Annotated in this window: 17 protein-coding genes; 14 read left to right on the top strand and 3 right to left on the bottom strand. The window is 59.9% G+C overall.

Annotation, left to right across the window (positions count from 1 at the left end; genetic code table 11):
* Positions 1-96: 96 nt before the first annotated feature.
* Entirely contained in the window at positions 97-804 is a 708-nt protein-coding gene (locus HMPREF3135_RS05340) for a M23 family metallopeptidase (RefSeq protein WP_070438521.1), read from the bottom strand.
* 535 nt (positions 805-1,339) lie between these two features.
* Between HMPREF3135_RS05340 and HMPREF3135_RS05335 the strand changes: the two genes are divergently transcribed.
* The 14 genes from HMPREF3135_RS05335 (at position 1,340) to HMPREF3135_RS05270 (ending at position 18,494) form a co-directional block, all read left to right on the top strand.
* On the top strand, positions 1,340-3,184 hold the full coding sequence (locus HMPREF3135_RS05335) for a cell division protein PerM (RefSeq protein WP_070438517.1): 1,845 nt from the start codon (positions 1,340-1,342) through the stop codon (positions 3,182-3,184).
* A gap of 57 nt (positions 3,185-3,241) precedes the next feature.
* Positions 3,242-3,895: a phosphoribosylglycinamide formyltransferase gene (gene purN / locus HMPREF3135_RS05330; RefSeq protein WP_070438550.1), complete on the top strand. Its 654-nt coding sequence runs from the start codon at positions 3,242-3,244 to the stop codon at positions 3,893-3,895.
* On the top strand, positions 3,892-5,439 hold the full coding sequence (gene purH / locus HMPREF3135_RS05325) for a bifunctional phosphoribosylaminoimidazolecarboxamide formyltransferase/IMP cyclohydrolase (protein WP_070438514.1): 1,548 nt from the start codon (positions 3,892-3,894) through the stop codon (positions 5,437-5,439). The genes purN and purH overlap by 4 nt, the downstream gene beginning before the upstream one ends.
* Before the next feature lie 199 nt (positions 5,440-5,638).
* Positions 5,639-6,232, top strand: coding sequence for a TetR/AcrR family transcriptional regulator (locus tag HMPREF3135_RS05320; protein WP_070438511.1), 594 nt, complete (start codon positions 5,639-5,641; stop codon positions 6,230-6,232).
* Between the two features lie 307 nt (positions 6,233-6,539).
* Positions 6,540-8,120 (top strand): carboxyl transferase domain-containing protein, encoded by a 1,581-nt coding sequence (locus tag HMPREF3135_RS05315; RefSeq protein ID WP_070438508.1) that lies wholly within the window; start codon positions 6,540-6,542, stop codon positions 8,118-8,120.
* Positions 8,121-8,173: 53 nt separating this feature from the next.
* On the top strand, positions 8,174-10,267 hold the full coding sequence (locus HMPREF3135_RS05310; protein ID WP_070438505.1) for an acetyl-CoA carboxylase biotin carboxylase subunit: 2,094 nt from the start codon (positions 8,174-8,176) through the stop codon (positions 10,265-10,267).
* 79 nt (positions 10,268-10,346) lie between these two features.
* Positions 10,347-11,516, top strand: a complete 1,170-nt coding sequence (locus tag HMPREF3135_RS05305; RefSeq protein WP_070438501.1) for an acyl-CoA dehydrogenase family protein — start codon at positions 10,347-10,349, stop codon at positions 11,514-11,516.
* A 2-nt stretch (positions 11,517-11,518) separates the two neighbouring features.
* The gene (locus tag HMPREF3135_RS05300) at positions 11,519-12,061 is read left to right on the top strand and encodes a MaoC family dehydratase (protein ID WP_069359443.1); all 543 of its coding nucleotides are present in this window, start codon (positions 11,519-11,521) and stop codon (positions 12,059-12,061) included.
* A 7-nt stretch (positions 12,062-12,068) separates the two neighbouring features.
* Positions 12,069-12,947, top strand: a complete 879-nt coding sequence (locus tag HMPREF3135_RS05295; RefSeq protein WP_069359444.1) for an HpcH/HpaI aldolase/citrate lyase family protein — start codon at positions 12,069-12,071, stop codon at positions 12,945-12,947.
* A gap of 102 nt (positions 12,948-13,049) precedes the next feature.
* The gene (locus HMPREF3135_RS05290; protein WP_070438498.1) at positions 13,050-14,804 is read left to right on the top strand and encodes an AMP-binding protein; all 1,755 of its coding nucleotides are present in this window, start codon (positions 13,050-13,052) and stop codon (positions 14,802-14,804) included.
* 4 nt (positions 14,805-14,808) lie between these two features.
* Positions 14,809-15,561, top strand: coding sequence for a CoA transferase subunit A (locus HMPREF3135_RS05285; protein ID WP_070438495.1), 753 nt, complete (start codon positions 14,809-14,811; stop codon positions 15,559-15,561).
* Entirely contained in the window at positions 15,562-16,230 is a 669-nt protein-coding gene (locus HMPREF3135_RS05280) for a CoA transferase subunit B (protein WP_005509864.1), read from the top strand. It begins immediately after the preceding gene.
* A gap of 58 nt (positions 16,231-16,288) precedes the next feature.
* A complete protein-coding gene (locus tag HMPREF3135_RS05275) occupies positions 16,289-17,497 on the top strand; it encodes an acetyl-CoA C-acetyltransferase (RefSeq protein WP_070438492.1) in 1,209 nt (402 codons plus the stop codon).
* A gap of 133 nt (positions 17,498-17,630) precedes the next feature.
* The gene (locus HMPREF3135_RS05270; RefSeq protein WP_070438489.1) at positions 17,631-18,494 is read left to right on the top strand and encodes an HpcH/HpaI aldolase/citrate lyase family protein; all 864 of its coding nucleotides are present in this window, start codon (positions 17,631-17,633) and stop codon (positions 18,492-18,494) included.
* Here HMPREF3135_RS05270 and hypD read toward each other — a convergent pair whose 3' ends face one another.
* On the bottom strand, positions 18,495-19,646 hold the full coding sequence (gene hypD / locus HMPREF3135_RS05265; RefSeq protein ID WP_070438486.1) for a hydrogenase formation protein HypD: 1,152 nt from the start codon (positions 19,644-19,646) through the stop codon (positions 18,495-18,497).
* Positions 19,647-19,662: 16 nt separating this feature from the next.
* The gene (locus tag HMPREF3135_RS05260) at positions 19,663-19,932 is read right to left on the bottom strand and encodes a HypC/HybG/HupF family hydrogenase formation chaperone (protein ID WP_049172773.1); all 270 of its coding nucleotides are present in this window, start codon (positions 19,930-19,932) and stop codon (positions 19,663-19,665) included.
* Between the last annotated feature and the right edge of the window lie 23 nt (positions 19,933-19,955).

Below are 19,955 nucleotides of genomic sequence, written 5' to 3'. Positions count from 1 at the left end.
TCAGGGGAGGCTTGCCGCCGCGGTCAAACAGGGGCGGTGCACAGGTAGGGCCTTCGCAGAGCGACCAGGCCTGCTCGTACCTGTGTCGATACCTGATTAGTTCAGGTTCAGACCACGCTGGATGAACCAGGTCACCGGGTCGACCGGGGTGGTGCCATCCGGGTGGATCTCGAAGTGGAGGTGCGTACAGGGGGAGAAGCCGCGGTTGCCCATACCGGCAATGACCTGACCAGCTCGGACAGCTTCGCCAACAGCAACGTAGATGGACTCGATGTGGCCGTAGACGGAAACAGAGCCGTCGTCATGGCGAACGCGAATCCACTGGCCGTAGCCCTGAGCCGGGCCGGCATCGATAACAGTGCCGTCCATGACGGACATGATTGGGGTGTTGGTGACGTTAGCCAGGTCGACACCGTAGTGGAAAGTGCCCCAGCGTGGACCGAACGGTGAGGTCAGCAGCCCCACGGTCGGGATGGAGAGCTTCGGAGCGCGGGCAGCCTCATCGCGGGCAACGCGCTCTTGGTTGTACTGCAAGGCAGTAGCGAGGTGGTCGCTGAGGTTAGTGCTCGGGCTGAAGGAGCTGGACGCCAGCACCATCGGAGCATTGTTCTTCGGCTGAGCAGCGCGGGTCTGAGTAGAGGCTGAGTTTTCTGGAGCCTTATTCTCGGTCTCAGCTGCGTGGGCGACCGCGTTGGAGGACGCGATTGTCGATGCGGATAGTGCGACCAGTGCTGCACGAGAAGTTGCGGAAACCTCTACCTTGCGGTGCTTTCCGCCTCCGCGACGAGCATTGAAAAACGTCACTTCAATCTCCCTGCCAACGAAACTCTTTGTAACCCAACTGTTATTTAACCCCTGTGATAATAACGGTTCGATATAGGGCAAGCAACTTCTTTTTAGAGAACTTGTTCACTGATTTGTCAGTTTCAGTTCAACAGAGCCGTGCTGTGGCCATAGTGCTGTTGTCTTCTACCGCGGGTTCATCGAAGCGCAACCGGCCTGTTGCCAGGGGGTTTATGCCGGATGCCCCTTAATCGAGGGGTGGGTAGGGAAATTGGCAAGGAGTCTCCGCACGAACTAGGGGTGTGGCAGTGGGGGTGACAAAAGGTAACCCATCGGCGTTGACAAATGGAAACCAAAGGTGAAGCCACTTTGGGGGGGATGGCAAAAGGGGTATCGGACTCGACGGATAGCGTCCGTCCTGAGAATCCACACTTTCAAACGAGACTCTGCAATGCCTGAGCAAACAGGCGTTGTATATATGGCACTATATGGCCATGGCTGTGACGCACACGTGCGCGCCACCTTATCCATATAGGTAGGGAGTCAGCCGCCAACGATGAGACGCAGGAAGGACGATGCCACTGTGAAAGGCGCGGATTCGCGGAGAGGTTCCTCCGGTAGCGATCGAAATCGGCGAAGCCGCACCGGTGCCGGTGGTAGCAGCGGCAGCTCCCGCGGCGTCCGCAGCGAGCACAGCGAACGCACCACCCGCGCATGGCAGAATACGCAAGCGGGTCAAACAGGGGGCGCGCGCAGCGAAGGGGCTGGCTCAAATCGAGGTACCGCTACGAAGATGAAGGCGGGGGCCTCCGGGACGTCGTCACGCATGGGGCGGTTCTCGGGTTTCCGTCGCCTCATTAACTCGCCTCGTGCGCGCCGGTTTGGGCTGTCTGTTGCCGGTTCTTACGGCGTCGTATTGCTGTTCATCATCTCGGTAGCTCTGATTGGCGTCATCGTGAGCGGCGCTGGAATGTCTCCGCTTCCAGCGAGTATCGCATCGATGTGGATGATCTTTAACCTCGCACCGTTCCGCTTTAACGGCACAACGCTGGGGCTCACACCAGCACTGCCTGCGGTGCTGATGGTGTTGTTCATCGCCTGGCGTGTACGCCGCGAAGTTGCTGACCGCATCAGCATCAAGGACGTGCGCGCGCTGGTCGGCGCGTATCTGGGTACGCCCATTGTGCTCACCATCATCGCGTGGCTCATGCTTTACGACGCGTCGAAGGTGTTTCCCCGCATTCAAACCCCCAGTTTCGGCCTTGCGATTGCAGCCGCGCTGCTCGTAAATCTCGTGGCCTTGGTGCTGGGAATGGGGCAGCGGTTGCTGCGCGCACTACTGCTGCGCCGGAAGCTGCCGGAGTGGTTGCTCGCGTCGGCGCGACTGGCGGGCAGCTACGTGGCATGGCTGTGGCTGGTCGGTGTTGTGGTGACCCTCGTTTCGCTGATTTGGCATCGAGGATTGCTGGCCGAGACATTTGCAATCACGGATACGGCTGGTGAAAGTGTTGCGGTCAGCGGTCTCTCGCTGCTGTACCTGCCAAATGTGGCCTTCGGTGCTGTCGGTGTGCTGGTAGGCGGAAAATCGACCTTTGGGCCTGCGGAGGCTGGGCTGTTCGCAGTGCACCCGGCTCAGCTACCACCCCTGCCGATTCTGGCTGCCATGCCTCAGTCGCTGGCGCACTGGGCTTTCGGAGTGCTGATTGTGCTACCGCCAGCCGTTGCAGCTTGGCGTGTCGTGGCATTCCTGAAGAAATCTGCACCGAAGCAGCCCTACCTGGTCGTCGTTCTCGCTGCCGTGTGGTCGATCATGTTCCTAATGGGGCTGGCTTGGCTGCTCGGCGGTGAGGTTGGCATCTTTGGGTGGGCCGGTGCCTCCTGGTGGCTGACTGGCCTGCTCGGCTCGATGTGGCTGGTTGTTCCGGGGGCCATCGTGGTGGTTGCGATGACCGGTGTGCCGTCACTTGGTAGGGACAAGGGTGTCTCGGAAGTGGTCGCTGAGAAGTTCCCGCCGAAGCCTGCAGAAGATGGGGACGGTCACGCTGAGGCTGAGGATGCCGGCGACGCCGATAAGTCCGACAATGACGGGGACAGCTCGGAGGAGTCAGAGGAGGCGGAGGAGATTGTCGACGGGGAAGTCGTAGCGACCTCCGAAGATGAAGCGACCTCCGAAGACGAAGCCGAGTCCGACACAGAGGAGGAATCAGAGTCCGGTGCTGAGTCTGAAGACACTTCAGAAGGCGCTGAGGAATCAGACGACTCTGAAGAGGATTCGGAAAGCGCCGCAGGCGGAGAAGAACCGAGCGAAGTAGATGCGACCGACGAGGACGAATCCGATGAGGACACCGAAGACTCGGAGGAGGGCGGCGACGGGGAACCGTCGTCAAGCCAAAAGAGCTAAGCCAACTTAGGGGGAGTGGAATTTGGGGTCTCTGTCGGGCTGGGTAAGCTAAACGCCGTGACTGAAGCACAGCCCGTCGCAGAAATTTCGCACAATAATTCCTCCAGCAAGCAGCTCCGCATCGTAGTCCTGGCCTCTGGCCTGGGCTCCCTTTTGCAGTCGATGCTGGAACTGCTCGACGCTGAAAAGGTTCAGATTGTCGCGGTTGGTTCGGACAAGGATTGTCCGGCGCTGGAGAGGGCTCAAAACCTCAATATCCCAACTTTTCAGGTGCCTTTCGATGCTGAGGCAAAGAAGGACCGAGAAGGTTGGGATATTCGTGTTTTAGAGGCCGTGAACAGTTTTTCGCCGGATATCGTTGTCTCGGCGGGTTTCATGCGTATTCTGGGGCCAACATTTGTAGAGGCCTACAGCAATCGCATCATTAATACGCACCCAGCGCTGCTGCCGTCCTTCCCAGGGGCGCGTGCGGTACCGGATGCACTTGACTATGGGGTGAAGGTCACCGGCACGACCGTGCATATCGTTGATAATGGAGTGGACACCGGGCCGATTCTGGCGCAGCAGCCAGTGGCCGTCGAGGACGACGACACGGTGGAGACCCTGCACGAACGAATCAAGGTTGTCGAACGCCGACTCCTGGTTGATGTATTGCACTCGATTGCCGATCACGGAATTGAGCGTGACGGACGAAAGGCTTATCTGAAATGACCAACGACAACACGCAGCGTAAACCAATCAAGCGCGCTCTGATTAGCGTCTACGACAAGACTGGGCTCGAGGAGCTGGCTCGTGACCTGCACGAGGCTGGCGTGGAAATCGTTTCCACCGGTTCCACGGCTGGCAAGATTGCTGCAGCTGGCGTGCCGGTGACCCCGGTTGATGATCTCACTGGTTTCCCGGAGTGCCTCGAGGGTCGTGTGAAGACCCTGCACCCGCGTGTTCACGCCGGCATTCTGGCTGATACCCGCAAGGAAGACCACCTGGCTCAGCTGAAGGAGCTCGGTGTGGAGGCTTTCCAGCTCGTTGTCGTTAACCTGTACCCGTTCCGTGAGACCGTTTGCTCGGGCGCTTCCTACGACGAGTGCGTGGAGCAGATCGACATCGGAGGCCCGTCGATGGTTCGCGCTGCGGCGAAGAATCACCCGTCGGTTGCCATCGTGGTCGACCCGGCTCGTTACGGCGATGTCGCTACCGCCGTGAAGGAAGGTGGCTTCACCCTGGAGCAGCGCCGTGAGTTCGCTCGTGACGCATTCCTGCACACCGCCGATTACGACGCAGCTGTGTCCAACTGGTTTGTTGAGCAGCTCGGTGGCGCTGAGGGATCCACTCCGACCCCGCTGCGCTACGGTGAGAACTCTCATCAGTCGGCAACTCTGACCCGCATTGGTACCAAGGGGCTGGCAAACGCCAAGCAGCTGAACGGCAAGGAGATGTCGTACAACAACTACCAGGATGCCGACGCCGCATGGCGTGCCGCCTGGGATCATGAGCGTCCGTGTGTGGCAATCATCAAGCACGCTAACCCGTGCGGTATCGCAGTTTCGGATGAGTCCATCGCCGCAGCTCACCGCGCAGCTCACGCATGTGACCCGATGTCCGCATTCGGTGGTGTCATCGCCGTCAACCGCGAGGTCTCCGTTGAGATGGCCGAGCAGGTCAAGGACATCTTCACCGAGGTTATCGTCGCTCCGTCCTACGAAGACGGTGCCGTTGAGGTACTGAAGGCCAAGAAGAACCTGCGCATTCTTGTCGCCGAGTACGAAGCACCGACCGCAGAGAACAAGTTCATCTCGGGCGGCCTGCTCACCCAGGAGCCGGATACTTACCAGGCAGAGGGCGATAAGCCGGAGAACTGGGAGCTGGCCACCGGCGAGGCATTGAATGCCGAAGAGCTGGCTGAGCTCGAATTCGCATGGCGCTCCGTCCGCGCTGTGAAGTCCAACGCCATCCTGCTGTCCAAGAACAACGCCACCGTCGGCGTCGGCATGGGCCAGGTCAACCGTGTGGACTCCGCAAAGCTCGCCGTTGAGCGCGCAAATACGCTTGCCGACGGAGAAAACCGTACCCAGGGGGCCTACGCTGCGTCCGATGCCTTCTTCCCGTTCGCTGACGGCCTGCAGGTCCTGATTGATGCCGGTGTGAAGGCAGTTGTCCAGCCAGGTGGCTCCATCCGTGATGAAGAGGTCATCGCTGCTGCCAAGGAAGCTGGCGTCACCATGTACATGACTGGTACTCGCCACTTCTTCCACTAATTCCTTATTGGGTTAAGGGCTAACCGCCGAGGTGCTAACTGTCACCTCGGCGGTTTTTCTCTAATCGGAAGTGAGCGGAGATGGAGCCGAGGATGCGTGTCTGTTGTCGAGCCGTGGTCTATGTGAACACTCGCTGAGGGCTGGCGCTGGTGAGAATTATGCAGACGAAATGGCTCCAATGCGTTTAACATAAGGGCTTATGTCACGTAGAACCGAAGCGCGACGGCGTCGAGAAGCAGAGATTCTCTCCGCTGCTGCTGCGATCCTGGCCGACCGGGGGTTTCATCAGACTCGGTTGGAGGATGTTGGCTCCGCTGTCGGCATTTCTGGCCCAGCTCTTTACCGCTACTTCAGCGGCAAGGAAGAGTTGTTGGCGCAGATCCTCATCGATATTTCTATCCGGCTTGTCGATGGTGCGCGAGCAGTTCTCGATCGAGCAAAGAGCAATGATTGGGGTCCAGAGGAGACGCTTCGGGGACTCCTTTCGCATCACGTGCATTTTGCCGTCACGGAGCCCGATCGTATTCGCGTCCAAGAGCGCGAAGGGGGAAATCTGGCGCCAGAGCAGAGCGCAAAGGTGCGTTCCTTGCAGCGTCTTTACATGGTCTTATGGGTGGATGCTCTGCGTGAACTGCAGCCCGAACTCACCTCCGATGAGGCGCAGCTTAAAGTCCAGCTCACCGCTGGGTTGATTAACTCTTCCAGGCACGTGCTCAAATGGGCGGGCCCCGAGGCGACTAGGGAAAATGCCTTTGAGATGGCTCTCGCTGCGCTGGGTATTAGCAACCAATAATCTGCATTCATTCTTCTGCCGTCTGGTCTCACTGCGCTCAGCAGTGTGGGGGTCAGGCGGTTTTATTGTGTGGCGCGATCGGTCTTATCCGAGTGAATTTACCCCCGAAACAGATTTCTAGGAGAAACTTACATCTCTGTTGGAAACGTGTCGTGACCTCGGGGAGGTGTGTGTACTTCAAGCCGTCTAAAAGGCTCTCGGGGGTGGAAGTGTGGTCTAGGAAACAAAATTTGTTGTGAGGTGACTGGGGTCACATTAATCTTTCCGTCAAGAAAGTTAATAGTCATTAACGGAAAGTATTTCGCCCATGACTCACGCCTCAGCATTGACCAACCGACAGCGCCACGAAGAACTCGTTGCAGAGCTCAAAGAGCTGCTCAACACAACAGCACGCGGTGGTTCCGAACGTGCCCGTGCTCGCCATATTTCCCGAGGTAAGCTGCTGCCACGTCAGCGCATCAACCAACTGCTTGACCCCGGCAGCCCTTTCCTTGAGGTCGCACCTCTAGCGGCTCACGAAATGTATGGCGGCAAGGTTCCGGCTGCTGGCGTCATCGCCGGCATTGGCATCATCGAAGGTCGTCGCTGCCTGGTTGTCGCCAATGACGCAACCGTTTCCGGCGGTACGTACTACCCGTTGACTGTCAAGAAGCACCTGCGCGCACAGGAGATTGCCGGCCTTAACCACCTGCCGTGCATTTACTTGGTCGACTCCGGCGGGGCCATGCTTCTCAACCAGGATGAAGTTTTCCCTGATCGCGATCATTTCGGTCGAATTTTCTACAACCAGGCCAATCTCTCCGCTCGCGGCATTCCGCAGATTGCCGCCGTGATGGGGTCCTGTACCGCCGGTGGCGCCTACGTTCCGGCAATGAGCGATGAAGCGGTCATTGTGAAAAACCAGGGCACTATCTTCCTGGCAGGTCCGCCACTTGTTAAGGCTGCAACTGGTGAAGATGTCACACCAGAGGAACTCGGTGGTGGCGAACTGCACTCCAAGACCTCCGGAGTTACTGACCACCTTGCGGTTAACGATGCCGACGCACTGCGTCGTGTCCGCGATATCGTCGCAACGCTCCCCAAGGACCCAGAAGTTCCGTGGGACACAGAACCCACCGTCGCGCCGACTCGCAACCAGACCGATCTTTACGATGTCGTCCCCGTCGATGCCAAAGTTCCTTACGACGTCCACGAGGTCATCGAAATCATCGTGGATGGCGGTCAGTACCAGGAGTTCAAGGCCGAATTTGGTACGACCCTGGTCACTGCTTTCGCCCGCATCCACGGTCACCGCGTCGGCATTATCGCCAACAACGGCATTCTCTTCGCGGAATCTGCGCAGAAGGGCGCGCACTTCATCGAGTTGTGTGACCAGCGCGGCATCCCACTGGTATTCCTGCAGAACACCACGGGCTTCATGGTTGGTCGCGAATACGAGGCCGGCGGTATTGCAAAGCACGGCGCCAAGATGGTCAACGCCGTGGCTACCACCCGCGTGCCCAAGTTCACTGTAGTCATCGGTGGCGCCTTCGGCGCCGGCAACTACTCCATGTGCGGTCGCGCATATTCGCCGCGCTTCCTTTGGATGTGGCCGAATGCTCGCATTTCCGTCATGGGCGGTCCACAGGCGGCGATGACGCTTTCGACGGTTCGTCGCAACCAGATTGAACGCTCAGGTGAGAGCTGGTCGCAGGAAGAGCAGGAGGAGTTTGAAACTCCGATTCGCGAGCAGTTTGAGCGTCAGTCGCACTGCTATTACTCATCGGCTCGCCTGTGGGATGACGGTGTCATCGACCCCGCAGATACCCGCCGAATTCTTGGCATGGCCCTCGACGTGGCAAGTGGTGCACCCCTGGATGAACGGGGCTTCGGCGTCTTCCGCATGTAGTAACCAGCTAAAAACTCTCGACACCGCATTTTCTGAAAGGAAACACAGGGCACATGACAGCGCACAACACGCAGCCCCACGCAGCTGGCGGCAGCCTGAGTACCGTATTGGTCGCAAACCGTGGGGAGATTGCCTGCCGCATTATCCGAACCCTTCGTGACAACGGAATTCGCTCCGTCGCGGTCTACTCGGATGCCGATGCCGACGCCCCTCACGTACGCATGGCGGATATGGCCATCCACATTGGCCCATCTCCGGCACGCGAGTCCTACCTGGTCATCGACAAGATTATCGATGCCGCTCGCCGCTGCGACGCGGACGGAATCCACCCCGGTTACGGCTTTCTCTCTGAAAACGCTGACTTCGCGACCGCCTGTGAGGAAGCAGGTATTGAATTCATCGGCCCACCGGCCAGCGCCATCAACACCATGGGTGACAAAATCTCCGCCCGCGCTGCCGTCGAAGCCCGCGATGTTCCCACCGTGCCGGGTCTGTCTCGCCCAGGGCTTAGCGACGAGGACCTCATTGAGGCAGCCCCATCGATTGGCTTCCCAGTTCTGATTAAGCCATCGGCAGGCGGTGGCGGTAAGGGTATGCACCGCGTGGAAAACGCTGCTGACCTGCCGGCAGCGCTCGCAACGGCTCGTCGTGAAGCGGCGGGTGCCTTCGGCGATGACTCCCTGTTCATCGAGCACTTCGTCGACACCCCGCGGCATATCGAGGTACAGATCCTCGCAGACAAACACGGCAATGTGATCCACCTGGGCGAGCGTGAGTGCTCGCTGCAACGACGCCATCAGAAGGTCATCGAGGAAGCGCCGAGCCCCCTGCTGGATGAGGAAACGCGCAGCGCAATCGGTGAAGCGGCCTGCGACGCGGCCCGCTCGGTCGGCTATGTCGGCGCGGGCACGGTGGAGTTTATTGTGCCGGCGAAGGACCCGTCGTCGTTCTTCTTCATGGAGATGAACACGCGCCTCCAGGTCGAGCATCCAGTAACTGAGCAGGTCACCGGCCTGGATCTGGTGGCACTGCAGGTTGACATTGCCTCGGGACGACCACTGCCGGTTGCTCAGGAAGATGTAACTCTCACCGGTCACTCGATTGAAGCTCGCGTGTATGCCGAAGACCCAGCGGCGGGATTCCTGCCCACCGGTGGCACGGTCACACGTGTCGTCGAGCCGAGTGGGGCGGGAATCCGGGTGGATTCCGGCATTGTCGACGGTTCCGAGGTCTCATCCCTCTATGACCCGATGTTGATGAAGATCATCTCCCATGGGGAAAACCGTGAGCAGGCGCGCGAGCGGCTGGACCGGGCGCTCGGAGACACCGTTGTCGCAGGTGTCGGTGTCAATATCGACTTTTGTCGCTACCTGCTGAACGTCCCCGAGGTTCGCGTCGGCGATCTTGATACCGGTCTGCTCGACCGTGTGGCGGAAGGCTTCGCCACCTCCGAAACACCGGACGATGTCTACCTCGCCGCTGCGATGGACTGGCTGACTTCTCGCTTTGAAGAGGCCACCGACTCGCCGTGGCTGACCCCGGACGGCTGGCGCGCCAGTACCCCTGCCGCGCAGCGCATCCGCTTCGGAACGGGGGAGGACTCGCGTCTGATCTCGATTGTGGGCACGCCGTCGAGCGCCGACGTCATCGTCGGTGATGTGGTCGCGGGCCTGTCCGCTGAGGCGGAGAACGAAGAGATCGACGTTCCAGAACCGCGAAACTACAAGGTTTCGGTCTATCGGGATGGGGAACATCTGCGCATCGTCCGCGACGGTGTCGCACAGCACTTCCTGGTCGAGACCATCGACAATGCGGGGGCTGCGAACCATGAAGAATACGTCGTCGCCGGCGCTCACGGCACGTGGGTGCTGCCTCGCACCGAGGTAGTCACCACCGGAGCCGAAGCCGATGCCGGAGGCTCGGGAGTCATCCAAGCTCCGATGCCCGGCGCGATTATCGCGTTGGCGGTGGAGGAGGGAACCCGCGTCGAAGTTGGTGATGCTCTGTTGGTCATGGAGGCCATGAAGATGGAGCACACTCTCACCGCTGAAATTGCGGGTGAGGTCAGCTTCACCGTCGCGCCGGGCGATCAGGTCACCGGTGACCAGCAACTGGCGGTCATCACTGTGGCCGAAGCCGAGGAATAAAAACCCACACGAAACGCACCAACCAGGTCTAACGCCAATCAAGTCCCACACCTACAAAATCTTTTAAGGAGCACTCATCATGTCCGAAAGCACCAAGATTGCAACCGCCATCCTCGACGACGAATACGTGGAACTGCAGAAAGTAGTTCGCGAATTTGCCAACGAAGTTGTCGACCCGGTTTCCGCCGAGCACGACCGCAACCACACTTTCCCGTACGAGGTTGTCTCGCAGATGGGCGAAATGGGCCTGTTCGGTCTGCCATTCCCCGAGGAAGTCGGTGGCATGGGCGGTGACTACCTGTCCTTCGGTATCGCCCTGGAGGAGCTGGCTAAAGTCGATCAGTCGGTCGCTATCACCCTGGAAGCCGGCGTTGGTTTGGGCGCCATGCCAATCTTCCACTTCGGCAATGACAGGCAGAAGGAGACCTACCTGCCCGAGCTGACTGCTGGTAAGAAGCTCGCTGGCTTTGGTCTCACCGAGCCGGATGCAGGTTCCGACGCCGGCGCCACCCGCACCACAGCCCGTGAAGACGGCGATGATTTCGTCATCAACGGCGCCAAGCAGTTCATCACCAACTCCGGCACGGATATTACTTCGCTGGTTACTGTCACCGCAGTCACCGGCCAGAAGGAAGATGGCAAGAAGGAGATTTCTACCATCATCGTGCCGAGTGGCACGGAGGGCTTTGTCGCGGAACCGGCTTACGACAAGGTCGGTTGGAATGCCTCCGACACCCACCCACTGACCTTCACCGATGTTCGCGTCCCGCAGGAGAACCTGCTGGGCACCCGTGGTCGCGGCTTCGCTAACTTCCTGTCCATCTTGGCCGAGGGGCGTGTCGCAATCGCAGCGCTTGCCACCGGTGCTGCGCAGGGTTGTGTTGATGAGTCGGTCCGCCACGCCAAGGAGCGCCACTCCATGGGCCGTGCGATTGGTGAGTACCAGGCCGTTTCCTTCAAGATCGCACGAATGGAAGCGCGTGCGCATGCCGCACGTATGGCGTGGTACGACGCAGCCGCAAAGATGGCCGCGGGCGCAGAGTTCCGTCGTGAAGCGTACATCGCCAAGATGATTGCCTCGGAGGCTGCGATGGACAACGCGCGCGACGCGACGCAGATTTTCGGCGGCTACGGGTTCATGAACGAGTACCGCGTGGCACGCCACTACCGCGACTCCAAGATCCTGGAGATCGGCGAGGGCACCACAGAAGTGCAGCTCATGCTGATCGCGCGCGGATTGGGGCTGTAAAAATGGCTGACAACAACGCAACCGAAGTCACCCACGACGTCGTCCAGCGCGGACTGTGGTTCGAAGAGTACGAGGTTGGCGCGCGTTACCTGCACCGTCCGGGGCGAACCGTCACTGAAACCGATGACGTCCTCTTCACGACGCTGACCATGAACACCCAGCCACTGCATCTGGATGCGCACTGGTCGAGCCAGCAGCCGGGATTCGGAGGCGAGCGCCTGGTCAATTCGATGTGGACGCTGTCGACGGTTGTCGGGCTGTCTGTCGGGCAGCTGACGCTCGGCACCATCGTCGCCAACCTCGGCTTCACCGAAGTGGCGTTTCCCGCACCGATGTTCCACGGCGACACCCTGTACGCAGAGACCGTCTGCCGTAACAAGCGCCTGTCCAAGTCCCGCCCCAACCAGGGCATCGTCGAGCTCGAGCACATCGGACGCAACCAGGACGGCACCGTCGTCTGCCGCGCAGTCCGTTCCACGCTCGTCCAATGCGCACCGACTTCGCTTGACGACGGCTCCGAGAACGCAGCTTCAGCGGGGAAGTGAGTGGCTCATGTCTACGCATAACTCCTGGCAGCCGCTGGGCCCTGCAATTCTGTTTGCGCCGGCCGATCGGCCAGAGCGATTCGGCAAAGCTGCTGACCGCGCCGACATGGTGATTCTGGATCTGGAGGACGGCTGTCGCGCAGAAAACCGTGAGGCTGCCCGCGAGGCTATCGTCTCCTGTGACCTCGATCCGGCCCGCACCATTGTGCGTGTCAATCCACCGGAGGTTGAGGACTACGCAGCGGATATTGACATGCTGCGTGGCACCGCTTTCCGCCAGGTGATGCTGCCCAAGGCTTCCTCGGCGCAGCAAGTGGATGAGTTGGTAGCGGCACTGGGGGAGAAGACCCAGGTCATTGCCCTTATCGAAACTCCGCTTGGGGTCATGCGCGCCGAAGAGCTGGCGCAGGCCGATGGCGTCGTTGCGCTGTTCTGGGGCGCAGAGGACCTGGTGGCGGGCTTGGCGGGAACGTCATCACGCTTTAGCGAAGCAGAGGCTGCACTCGCGCCGGGCCGTATCTATGCGGGCAGCTACCGCAGTGTGGCGGTACATACCCGCAGCCACGTTCACCTGGCGGCAGCGGCGCACGGTAAGGCCAGTCTGGATTCCATCTACGTCAATATCTCCGACGCGGATGGGCTAGCTGCGGAGGCAGCCGATGCCGCTGCGTTGGGATTCGCTGCCACCGTCTGTATTCACCCAGGTCAGGTCCCGACAATCCGCCAGGCTTATCGCCCTAGCGACGAGGAGATTGACTGGGCGCGTCGGCTCTTGGCGGAAGCGGAAAAGAACACCGGTGCCTTCAGTTTAGACGGCCAGATGGTGGATGCGCCGCTCTTCCGTCAAGCAGAAGCCATTGCTCGGCGAGCCGCTGTAACCGGTTAGTCCCACAGCCGGTAACTACCACTGATTTATCCCCCCTAAAGAACACAATTCCCTCTCACACTCCGCACTATGCGGAGTCACTTAAACCAAGGAGATCTCCCCATGACCGCGACATTGAAGAACCACGCAGAACAGCGCACTGCTGATCCTTCGAAGCTGCCGGAGGGCTTCACCACTGTGCCGGCACCATACGGCAAGGATGTTGTCGATGCTGATGGCAACAAGATGAGCCACGTGTTCGGCGCCGGTGTCGAGCAAGGAGCCGCTCCACTTCGCGATGAAACTCTCGGTGAGAACCTGCGTGCGATTGTGGAGAAATTCCCGTCCCGCGACGCCGTCGTTGACGTCTACGCGGATGTCTCCTTTACCTTTGAGCGTTTCTACAACCGAGTTCTGCGTCTGGCCAGCGCTTTCATCCGCGAGGGCTACCGTCCAGGAGACCGTATCGGCATTTGGTCCACCAACCGCTGGGAGTGGACCGTGGTGCAGTACGCCTGCCACCACATCGGCCTGGTGTTGGTTAACATCAACCCGGCTTACCGCCAGCACGAGCTGAACTACGTGTTGGAAAAGGCAGGTGTGCGTATGGTGTTTGCCGCCCGCCGCTACAAGGACTCCGATTACCGAACCATGCTGATCGAGGCCTCCAAGCAGCGCGGTGTGCGCCTGGACAAGGTCATCTGCTTTGGCTCCTCCGAGTGGTACGAGCACATGCACAGCGAAATCGACGACCTGAGCGAGTACACCTCCCAGCTGAAGCCGGACGATCCGATCAACATCCAGTTCACCTCGGGCACGACAGGCTTTCCCAAGGGCGCTACGCTGACGCACCGCAACCTGCTGAACAATGGTTACTTCATCGGTGAGCTGTTGGGCTACACCGAGGCCGACCGCATCTGTGTGCCGGTGCCGTTCTTCCACACCTTCGGCATGGTGATTGGCACCTTCGCCGCCTTCACCCACGGTGCCGCTATTGTCATTCCGGCTCCGTCGTTTAAGGCGCGTGAAACGCTCAAGGCTGTGCACTCGGCTAAGGCCACCAGCCTCTACGGCGTGCCGACGATGTTCATCAATGAGCTTGAAGAAGCCCACGACCAGGAGGAATACGGCTCCCCTTACGACCTGTCGCTGCTGCGCATAGGTGTGATGGCAGGTACCTCGTGCCCGTCGAAGACCATGCGTGATGTGATGGACAAGCTCAATATGCGTGAGATTGCCATCTGTTACGGCATGACCGAGACTTCGCCGGTGTCCTTCCAGACCCGCGCGGATTCCCCGCTGGAAAAGCGCGTCAACACCGTCGGGCAGATCATGCCGCACCTGGAAGCCCGCATCATCTGTGAAGAAACCGGCGAGACCCTACCACGAGGCGAACAGGGCGAGGTCGTCGTCCGTGGATACTCCGTGATGAAGGAGTACTGGGAGCACCCGGAAAAGACCGCCGAGGCCATCGACGCCGACGGCTGGATGCACACCGGCGACCTGGGCGTGCTTGACGACGAGGGCTACCTGTCCATCACCGGACGTATCAAGGACATGCTCATCCGCGGTGGTGAGAACATCTACCCGCGCGAGATTGAAGAGTTCCTGTTCACACACCCGGCTGTTGTCGATGCACAGGTCATCGGCGTGCCGGATGACAAGTATGGCGAAGAAATCATGGCATGGGTAATTCTGCACGACGATGTGGAAGACCTCACCGCCGAGGATGTGGCGGCGTTTGCCCACGGCAAGCTGTCGCGTCACAAGATTCCGCGCTACGTCCACGTCGTCGAGGAGTTCCCGATGACCGCGTCGGGCAAGGTTCGCAAGGTTGAGATGCGTGAGATGGCTCCGCGAATCCTGGGCTGGGTGTAGAACAATGTCAAAAACAACTGATCAGACCGGTCGCGAGCTTGTCGCAGGCCTCGTCACTGATGGAATGACCCTGGCAGTCGGCGGTTTCGGCCTTTGCGGTGTGCCATATCCCCTCATCGAGGGCGTGCGCGACTCCGGGGCAAAAGACCTCACCATCGTGTCCAACAACATGGGCATTGACGGCACTGGGCTCGGCATTCTGCTGGAGAACAAGCAGGTGGCAAAGGTAGTGGCCTCCTACGTCGGCGAGAACAAGGAGTTTGCTCGCCAGTACCTCGAAGGAGAAATCGAGGTGGAGTTCACCCCTCAGGGAACGCTGGCAGAGCGGCTTCGCGCAGGTGGCGCAGGTATTCCCGCATTCTACACCGCAACCGGCGTCGGCACGCTCGTTGCAGAGGGCAAGCCCCACGCCGACTTCGACGGACAGACCTACGTGCAGGAGCGTGGCATCGTTGCCGACATCGGCCTGGTGCACGCCTACCACGGCGATATTGACGGCAACCTTGTATATCGCCGGACCGCGCAGAACTTCAACCCGCTGTGCGCAGCATCCGGCAACGTGACCGTTGCAGAGGTGGAGCACTTGCTTGGCCGCGGCGAGATCGACCCAGATCTGGTGATGACTCCGGGTGTGCATATCCAGCACATCGTTCGCGGTGACGGACGCGAGAAGCTCATTGAAAAGCGCACAACTCGGCCACGCAATACCGATTCCAGCCACGATGCCGGTGACGCGGCAGCAGGGGAGGAGATTTAAATGGCACCTGCGAAGACAATTATGGACAAGGGCTGGAGCCGTGACGAGATGGCACAGCAGGCCGCTGAAGAGCTGCGCGATGGCGACTATGTGAATCTGGGCATCGGCATTCCGACACTGGTGGCAAACCATATTCCCGAAGGCGTGCGCGTTCTGCTGCAGAGTGAAAACGGAATTCTGGGAATGGGTGCCTTCCCATATGAAGGCGAAGAGGATGCTGACCTCATCAATGCGGGGAAGCAGACCGTGACATTGGTGCCGGGCGCGGCAATCTTCGACTCCGCCACCAGTTTCGGCATGATTCGCGGCGGTGCCGTGAAAATGGCTGTGTTGGGTGCGATGGAGGTGAGCCAGTGCGGTGACCTGGCCAATTGGATGATTCCGGGAAAGATGGTCAAGGGCATGGGCGGCGCGATGGACTTGGTCGCCGGTACCCCTCGAGTGGTGGTTTTGACCGATCATGTTTCCAAAGATGGCAAACCAAAATTGGTAAAAGCCTGCGAACTGCCCCTCACAGGTGCAAAAGTAGTGAAAAGGATTATTAGCAACCTGGGAAGCTTCGATGTCGCTGATGATCACCTGGTGCTACGCAGGCTGGCACCTGGGGTGACGCTGGCAGATATCGAGGCCAACACCGAAGCCGCATACGTGGTTGACCTCGAGAATTAAATACGCAGCAATCATGGTCAGTCCACACTCATCAGTTTTGACTTAGGAGAATCCATCCATGAGTAACCTTCCAGCTCCCAGCCCGAATGATGTCGTTATCCTCGCTGGTGCCCGCACCCCGCAGGGCAAGCTGCTCGGTCAGCTGGCACCGCTTACTTCCGTCGAACTCGGCGCACATGCTGTCAAGCACGCTGTCCAGCGTTCCGGCGTTGCCCCGGAAGAGGTTCAGCACGTCGTAATGGGCCAGGTGATTCTCGCAGGTGCTGGCCAGAACCCGGCTCGACAGGTCGCCATTAAGGCAGGTCTGCCATGGAATACGACTGCTGAGATCGTTAACAAGGTCTGTCTCTCGGGTCTAAACGCTGTCATTCACGCCGCTCGCCTGATTCGTCTCGGTGATGCAGACGTCGTTGTTGCAGGTGGTCAGGAGTCCATGACGCACGCTCCGCACGTTGCACGCGGTGTTCGTCAGGGCAAGTCCTTCGGTGCGCTGAAGCTGGAGGACACCTTGGAGCGCGACGGTCTGGTCGACTCCTTCGATGGTGTGTCCATGGGTACGCTTACCGACGGTCCGAACAGCGACCTCGGCATTAGCCGCGAGCAGCAGGACGAGGTTGCGGCCGCTTCTCACCAGCGTGCGGCTAAGGCGCAGGAAGACGGTATTTTCGCGCAGGAAATCGCTCCAATCGAGATTCCGCAGCGCAAGGGTGACCCGGTAGTTGTCGACACCGACCAAGGCATTCGCCCGGAGACCACGGTGGAGACCCTGGCTAAGCTGCGCCCGGTCTTCCTGAAGGAAAACGGCACCATCACTGCCGGTAACTCCTCGCCGATTTCCGACGGTGCCGCAGCAGTTGTGCTGGCATCGCGTGCCTACGCAGAAAAGCACGGCCTGGACTACCTCGCAGTTGTGGGCAAGGCTGGCCAGACCGCAGGTCCGGATAACTCCCTGCACGCTCAGCCTGCGGACTCTTTGAAGGAGGCCCTGCGTCGCGCTGAGTGGGATGCGCAGGAGCTCGACTTCATCGAGATCAACGAGGCATTTGGTGCGGTGGCCGTCAAGTCCCTGCGTGAGCTGGACTACCCGCTGGAGAAGACCAACATCCACGGTGGCGCGATTGCCCTCGGCCATCCGATTGGCTGCTCTGGTGCCCGCCTGACTCTGACCGCTGCGATGGAGCTGACCCGTCGCGGTTCGGGGCGAGCTGGTGTGTCCTTGTGCGGTGGCGGCGGTCAGGGCGATGCGCTGCTGCTGTACCGCGACTAATCGCAAAAGGCTGAAAAACTCAGCAAGCCCGCGTTGTGGTTTCCACTCTATGGATGCCACAACGCGGGTTTTGTTGTCTCTTGGGGGAGCCCCTGCGCGAAGGTGATTCGAGTTTTCAATTAGGTTAGGAGCTATGACAGGCTTTAGCTCCCTCGATGGTGAACAGACCTTCCCTTGGCTTCCCTCTGGCCCGGCGCTACTCTTCGCCCCGGCTGACCGTCCGGAACGTTTCCAGAAAGCTGCTGAACGATCGGACATGGTCATCATTGACCTGGAAGACGGCGCTGCCGTTGACAATCACGAGCAGGCACGTGCGAACATCATCAACAATCCGCTCGACCCGGAGACGACTATTCTTCGGATTACCGGTCCCGGGACTCCGACCTTCGCAGAGGATGTCGCCTTTGCCCGTGCATGTGATTACGACATCGTCATGGTGCCCAAGATTCGAGACTCCATCTCCGCAGAGCTCGAGGGGCTGAAGATCATCGCGATGATTGAAACCCCACAGGCCATGATTAATATCCAGCAGATTGCCACGCACCCGGACGTTGTGGGTCTGTTCTGGGGCGCCGAAGACCTGACCGCCGAACTCGGTGGCGTGTCCTCGCGCCAGAGTGTGGATGAAAACCCTCGTCGCCACTACCGCGATCCGCAGCGATTGGCTCGTGCACTCGTTCAGGTGCATGCAGCTGCGGCGGGTATTGCCGCCATTGATGCCGTTCATACTGACTTTCGCGATGAGCGCGGCCAGTACCTAGAGGCTCTCGATGCCGTGGGCTGTGGTTTCCTGGCTACGGCCTGCATCCATCCGGCGATGGTGCCGCCGGTGCGCAAGGCATACAAGTCGTCGGAAGCAACGCTCGCCCGCGCCCGGAAGATTGTCGATCACGCAGGTACGCACACTGGCGCCTTCCAGCTCGATGGCGAGATGATTGACGCGCCCGTCGTAAAGCAGGCGGTGGCAGCGCTCGCGCGTGCGGGAATGACGGAGTAACTAGCGGCGGGATTTCGCCAGGTTCTCGGTGACCTTCCGATCGATGCGGCCGAAGTTGTAGTACGCCGCACACGCGCCTTCGGGGGAGACCATGCAGGTGCCGATGGGGGTCGCCGGGGTGCAGGCGGTGCCGAAGACCGCGCACTGCCAGGGCTTGATGTGGCCGGTGAGCACAGAGCCGCATTCGCAGGTCACGGGATCTGGGATACGGCGCCCCGGCACCTGGAAACGGCGCTCGGCGTCGAATACCGCGTATTCCTCAGAGATGCCGAGGCCGGAGTTTTCAATCCAGCCGAGGCCACGCCACTCGAAGGTGTCGCGGAGGGAAAAGACGCGGTCCATAAGTTTCTGCGCGGTGGTGTTGCCGGAGGAGCGAACGACGCGCGCGTACTGGTTGTCCACCCGCGACTTACCGGCAGCAACGTCGCCGCTGACGAATTGATCCAGCAGCATGACGACGGCCTGGAGCACATCCAATGGCTCAAAACCGGTGACCGCCACTGGCAGATTAAACTCGCGCGGCAGGAACTCAAAGGCGTCCGTGCCGGTGGTTGTAGCCACGTGACCTGGGCCGATGAAACCATCGACCTTGGTTTCGCCGCCGTTGACGATGGCGCGCAGTGGCGGCTCGATGAGTACGTGGTTGGAAAATACGGAGAAGTTTTCCACTCCCTGACGGCGCGCGGCCTCAATGGTCACGGCAGTCGACGGGGCGGTTGTCTCAAACCCGACGGCGAAGAAAACGACCTGCTTATCGGGGTTATCGGTGGCAATCTTCAGCGCGTCGAGAGGCGAGTAGACAAAGCGCACATTGGCGCCGCGCGCACGTGCCTGCATCAGCGACGTTTCGGACCCCGGAACACGCATCATGTCGCCGAAGGTCGTGAAAATGACGTCTTCTTGCTGTGCCAGCCAAATGGCATCGTCGACGCGGCCCATGGGGATGACGCAGACGGGGCAGCCGGGCCCGTGGATCAGCTCGATGTTCTCGGGAAGGAGGTTTTCCAAGCCGTAACGGTAAATGGTGTGCGTGTGCCCGCCACAGACTTCCATCAGCGCGATGGGCTTTTCCAGCTTGGTGGCCTCGCGTTCAATGCGTGCGAGCAGCTTCTTCGCAGCGGCGGGGTCGCGGAATTCGTCAACGTATTTCATGGTGCCGTCCAGCCCCTCAGTTGATCTGTGACGATGAGAAGGATTCCAGCTCATCCTCGTAAGTGTCGCCGCCTAGCTGTTTGATTTGCTGGAGCGAAAGTCTGGCTTCTTCCTCGTCGATCTTGCTCATGGCGAAACCGACATGTACGAGAACCCAGTCACCGGCGGTGAGGTTCTCGTCAACAAGTAAATCGGTGGAAATCATGCGTGCGACGCCACCAATTTCCACTGTTGCACGGGCAGCATCGTGGACTTCTGTGATGACGGCAGGGACACCAAGACACATACGCTTCTCCTCGTTTGCAATAC

Origin of the sequence: Corynebacterium sp. HMSC14H10 (assembly GCF_001807105.1) — a bacterium.
In the GTDB taxonomy this organism is placed as follows: Bacteria; Actinomycetota; Actinomycetes; order Mycobacteriales; family Mycobacteriaceae; genus Corynebacterium; species Corynebacterium jeikeium_D.
Note: the sequence above shows the minus strand (reverse complement) of the source record. Positions and strands in the feature narration are given on the sequence as shown.

What these genes read in the sequence shown, in the direction of transcription:
- HMPREF3135_RS05290 (WP_070438498.1), top strand. Translation starts at nt 13,050, where the DNA reads ATGACCGCGACATTGAAGAACCACGCAGAACAGCGCACTGCTGATCCT.
- HMPREF3135_RS05315 (WP_070438508.1), top strand. Translation starts at nt 6,540, where the DNA reads ATGACTCACGCCTCAGCATTGACCAACCGACAGCGCCACGAAGAACTC.
- purH (WP_070438514.1), top strand. Translation starts at nt 3,892, where the DNA reads ATGACCAACGACAACACGCAGCGTAAACCAATCAAGCGCGCTCTGATT.
- HMPREF3135_RS05280 (WP_005509864.1), top strand. Translation starts at nt 15,562, where the DNA reads ATGGCACCTGCGAAGACAATTATGGACAAGGGCTGGAGCCGTGACGAG.
- HMPREF3135_RS05270 (WP_070438489.1), top strand. Translation starts at nt 17,631, where the DNA reads ATGACAGGCTTTAGCTCCCTCGATGGTGAACAGACCTTCCCTTGGCTT.
- HMPREF3135_RS05305 (WP_070438501.1), top strand. Translation starts at nt 10,347, where the DNA reads ATGTCCGAAAGCACCAAGATTGCAACCGCCATCCTCGACGACGAATAC.
- hypD (WP_070438486.1), bottom strand. Translation starts at nt 19,646, where the DNA reads ATGAAATACGTTGACGAATTCCGCGACCCCGCCGCTGCGAAGAAGCTG.
- HMPREF3135_RS05295 (WP_069359444.1), top strand. Translation starts at nt 12,069, where the DNA reads ATGTCTACGCATAACTCCTGGCAGCCGCTGGGCCCTGCAATTCTGTTT.
- HMPREF3135_RS05260 (WP_049172773.1), bottom strand. Translation starts at nt 19,932, where the DNA reads ATGTGTCTTGGTGTCCCTGCCGTCATCACAGAAGTCCACGATGCTGCC.
- HMPREF3135_RS05335 (WP_070438517.1), top strand. Translation starts at nt 1,340, where the DNA reads ATGAGACGCAGGAAGGACGATGCCACTGTGAAAGGCGCGGATTCGCGG.
- HMPREF3135_RS05275 (WP_070438492.1), top strand. Translation starts at nt 16,289, where the DNA reads ATGAGTAACCTTCCAGCTCCCAGCCCGAATGATGTCGTTATCCTCGCT.
- HMPREF3135_RS05285 (WP_070438495.1), top strand. Translation starts at nt 14,809, where the DNA reads ATGTCAAAAACAACTGATCAGACCGGTCGCGAGCTTGTCGCAGGCCTC.
- HMPREF3135_RS05310 (WP_070438505.1), top strand. Translation starts at nt 8,174, where the DNA reads ATGACAGCGCACAACACGCAGCCCCACGCAGCTGGCGGCAGCCTGAGT.
- HMPREF3135_RS05320 (WP_070438511.1), top strand. Translation starts at nt 5,639, where the DNA reads ATGTCACGTAGAACCGAAGCGCGACGGCGTCGAGAAGCAGAGATTCTC.
- HMPREF3135_RS05300 (WP_069359443.1), top strand. Translation starts at nt 11,519, where the DNA reads ATGGCTGACAACAACGCAACCGAAGTCACCCACGACGTCGTCCAGCGC.